Source organism: Oceanisphaera sp. (assembly GCF_052084945.1).
Taxonomy (GTDB): domain Bacteria; phylum Pseudomonadota; class Gammaproteobacteria; order Enterobacterales; family Aeromonadaceae; genus Oceanimonas.
The window spans coordinates 1-3,930 of sequence record NZ_JBQDEX010000166.1 but is presented as its reverse complement, the minus strand read 5'-3'; the positions used below and the strand labels follow the sequence as shown (position 1 = coordinate 3,930).

The window sequence follows — 3,930 nt, the reverse complement described above, 5'->3', positions numbered from 1 at the left end:
GATCTGCCCTATATTCACCCCAATTAACCAATAGAGTAACAGATGAACGACAAGGCCCGTCCAAATTATGATGCATTTACCGATTTACTCGAGCATCACAACATGGTGGTGACCACAGCCGAAGTCCACGGGGTTATCTGTGGGCTTATTTGTGGTGGCATGGCACAAAATGATGCCCGCTGGCAGCAACACTTTAATGCCTTATTAAACGACGACTATCCATTGCCAGATGAGGTGAAAAAAGCAGTTAACTTGCTGTTTTCTCGGGTGTATGATGAGTTGCAAAGCCAAACGCAATTTGAATTACTTATGCCCCACGACGACGATCCCCTCGATGATCGCCTAGAAGCCATGATGGAATGGTCAGCGGCCTTTCTTGCCGGATTTGGCGTGGTGCAGCAAGATCTCTACAAAGCCTCTAATGAGCTACAAGAGATCATTCAAGACATTAGCAGTATCACTCAAGTATCAGCCGATTTTGATCAAGAAGACGAAGAAAGTGAAACCGCCTTTGTGGTGCTATACGAGCATTTAAAACTGGGGGCAACCTTAGCATTTGAAGAGTTTGGTAAAGCTCAAACTCAACCACAAAGACCCACCTTGCACTAACAGCGACCCAGAGTCTTATGACCCATTATGATGTGGTAATTAACGGGGGAGGCATGGCGGGAGCCGTGCTTGCTCTTGGCTTAAGCCAGCTAAAGCAAGCCAATGGCTTACCGTTGCGCATTGCGCTTATTGAACAGTCACGCCCCGAGCATAACCGGCACCCAGGCTTCGATGCCCGCAGCATTGCCATTGCCGGGCACAGCCAATATTTACTACAGCAACTCGGGCTCTGGCCACTGTTTGCAGAGCTTGCCACACCTATTACTGATATTCAGGTGTCTGATCAAGGTCACTTTGGCCAAGTTAATTTACAGGCCACAGACTATGGCTTGCCTGCACTAGGTTATGTGGTAGAACTCACTCCCATCGGGCAAGTTTTATACCAGCAATTGCAGCAAACTCCAGCCATAGACCTATACTGCCCTGCACAAATACAAGACTGGCAGCAAGCGCAAGACACCGTCACTATTACCCTCAATAACAGCAGCCAACTGCAGGGAAGTACCATAGCCAACCGGCAACTTAGCACACGCTTATTAGTGGCCGCCGACGGTAACCATTCGCCTATCAGTCGCCAACTTAAGCTGCCTCGTCGCCAGTTTAATTACCAACAAAGCGCGATTATTGCCAACGTACAAACCGCAAAGCACCACCAGCACCAAGCATTTGAGCGATTTAGTGCCGAAGGCCCAGTGGCACTGTTACCCATGAGCCAGGGGCGTAGCTCGTTAGTGTGGTGTGTCTCTAATACCCGGGCTGAGCAGTTAATGGCACTGGATGACAATGACTTTTTAGCCGAACTACAAACCATATTTGGCTATCGGCTTGGGCGCTTTACCCGCACAGGCACCCGACACTGCTACCCCCTAATGCTAGATGAAGTGCCCAAGCCTTGGCATCACAGAGTGGTGTTAATTGGCAATGCGGCACACTTATTACACCCCATTGCTGGGCAAGGGTTTAACTTAGGCCTGCGTGATGTGGCCGCCTTAATTGAACAAACGCGACACCTTTTGTCATTATCTAGCACTCAGCACTCCGCTTTTGCCCATGCAAATGAGCACAACCAAGCACAATCCACGCTAGCCGATATAGGCGGATATGCAATGCTGAGCCGATATGGTCAATCACGACAAGCCGATCAAGCCACCCTAGTGGGCATGACCTCGGCACTGGCATTGTTATTTTCAAATAATGACCCCCTATTAGCAGCAGGGCGTAATATGGGACTAAATGTGATGGCCGCCTGTGGTTCCCTAAAACACACCTTGGCTTGGCAAGCCATGGGCAAGAGGTAAGTCAAATGCAAGCAACAGATGTGATCATTATAGGGGGCGGCATGGTAGGGCTTACGCTAGCCCTGGCCTTAGAAAACAGCGGCTTAAAAGTGGCCGTTATAGAAGGGCAGCAGCCTGATCCTGTATTACCGGTTATTCCCGAAAACAGAGTGAGCGCTATTAACCTGGCCTCACAAACGTTGCTAGAACGCCTTCACGCTTGGCCCCAACAAACAGCGCGCCTAGGTCCCTATACAAAAATGGCCGTGTGGGAAGCAGACAGCAACGCCCATATCGATTTTTCCGCCGCCCTTATGCACCAGCCGCACTTGGGGCATATTATTGAAAATCGAGTGTTACAGCTGAGCTTACTTGAGCAAGCTAAAACGCGAGCACATATTGATTTATATTTACCGGCGCGGGCGAATACCGTCTCGGTCAGTGAGCAGGGCGCTTTTGTATTATTAGACAACGGCATTCCTCTTACTGGGCGCTTAATAGTAGGCGCAGACGGCGCTCGCTCTTGGCTACGCAAGCAACTTCAGCCTGGCATGATGGAGTGGGATTACGATCACAGCGCACTGGTCGCTACAGTGGCAACCCAAGTCCCTCATCAGCAAACCGCGCGGCAAATTTTTAGAGGCAAAGACATTTTAGCCTTCTTGCCCCTAGCCGATCCCCATCACTGCTCTGTGGTGTGGTCTTGTGACCCCGATGCCGCCGCCGAGCGCTTAGCCTTGTCGGACGAAGACTTTAACAAAACCCTTAGCCTCGCTTTCGATATGCAACTTGGGCCCTGTGAGGTATTAAGCCCGCGCATGGCCATTCCGCTTACCGCGCGCTTTAGTCAGCAATTTTGCGGCCCACGCTGGGCCCTTATTGGTGATGCCGCACACACCATACATCCTTTAGCAGGGCAGGGGGTTAACCTTGGTCTGCAAGACGCCGCCGCGCTCGCTGAAACACTCACCAAGCTTAATCAACAAGGTCGTGATATTGGCGCATTAGCCGAGCTTAAATCGTTTGAGCGCTGGCGCAAAGCCGAAGCCGCCACTATGCTCGCTACCATGGAAGGCCTAAAGCGCCTGTTTGGCCAAGCCAATCCTATTATTAAAAGCGTCCGTGGCATTGGGCTTAACCTCACTAATCGCCTTACCCCACTAAAGCGCAAACTTGCCGCCCACGCCTTAGGCACCACAGGCTTACAAGCTGAGCTGTCAAAAATGTCGTCAACATCACAAGGAAACCGTCAATGAGCCATCTGCCAAGTGAACTAAAATATGCTGCCACTCACGAATGGGTTCGAGTAGAAAACACAGATGAAGTTGTGGTGGGCATTACCGAGCATGCCCAAGATTTATTAGGTGATGTCGTGTTTGTTGAATTACCTAGTCTAGGCAGTCGTTTATTAGCTGAAGATGAATGTGCCCAGGTGGAGTCAGTAAAAGCCGCGTCCGATATTTACGCGCCCGTTAGCGGCGAAGTGATCGCCATTAATAACGAACTAGAAGATAGCCCCGAGCTAATCAACTCCGACCCCTACGGCGAAGGCTGGTTATTTCGTATCAAGTTATCAAACGCGTTTGGCTTCGACTCACTACTCACCGCCACCGAGTATCAAAACAACATAGAAGACTGAAGGGCAATGTTGAGTGTTGGATAAAGGGCTAAAGATAGCTTGAAGCCGGAAGCTAGAAGCTGGAAGAAAAGATCTAGATTGCCGCGCTGCGCTCGCAATGACTAAAAGCAGCGCCGAGCGCCTAGCACCAAGCTTTAAAACTGGGAGCGTAGCGACGCGGCAATCCATTCAACAGGCGAGGGTATAGTATAAAGTTTTTATTACGTCCCCTAACCCTCACAGATTTATCTTAGCTAGTCCCCCTTACCTTTATTCACCTCTTCCCGCTTCCAGCTTCCAGCTATGTTTTAAGTGTCATCCCCCTAACAGGTCTATCTCAGCCCGTCCTCTTTGCAGTCATTACTACCCGTCCGCTTTACCTTTTTAACTGGATAAATGTTGAGTTAGTCGATAAGGTAAATATGC

At 50.0% G+C, this 3,930-nt stretch carries 4 protein-coding genes; all 4 read left to right on the top strand.

Translation table 11 applies throughout. From position 1 onward, the window contains the following. Positions 1–42 precede the first annotated feature (42 nt). Genes ACTHY5_RS11480 through gcvH form a run of 4 tightly spaced genes read left to right on the top strand, consistent with a single transcriptional unit; the run spans position 43 to position 3,525 of the window. Positions 43–609: a UPF0149 family protein gene (locus tag ACTHY5_RS11480; protein WP_441879776.1), complete on the top strand. Its 567-nt coding sequence runs from the start codon at positions 43–45 to the stop codon at positions 607–609. A 17-nt stretch (positions 610–626) separates the two neighbouring features. Then, positions 627–1,907 (top strand): 2-octaprenyl-6-methoxyphenyl hydroxylase, encoded by a 1,281-nt coding sequence (gene ubiH / locus ACTHY5_RS11475; RefSeq protein ID WP_441879773.1) that lies wholly within the window; start codon positions 627–629, stop codon positions 1,905–1,907. A gap of 5 nt (positions 1,908–1,912) precedes the next feature. Further along, a complete protein-coding gene (locus tag ACTHY5_RS11470) occupies positions 1,913–3,142 on the top strand; it encodes an FAD-dependent oxidoreductase (RefSeq protein ID WP_441879770.1) in 1,230 nt (409 codons plus the stop codon). Further along, complete coding sequence (gcvH, locus tag ACTHY5_RS11465; protein ID WP_441879767.1) at positions 3,139–3,525, top strand: glycine cleavage system protein GcvH; 387 nt, start codon at positions 3,139–3,141, stop codon at positions 3,523–3,525. Before ACTHY5_RS11470 ends, gcvH begins: the two co-directional genes overlap by 4 nt. The last annotated feature ends 405 nt before the right edge of the window (positions 3,526–3,930 follow it).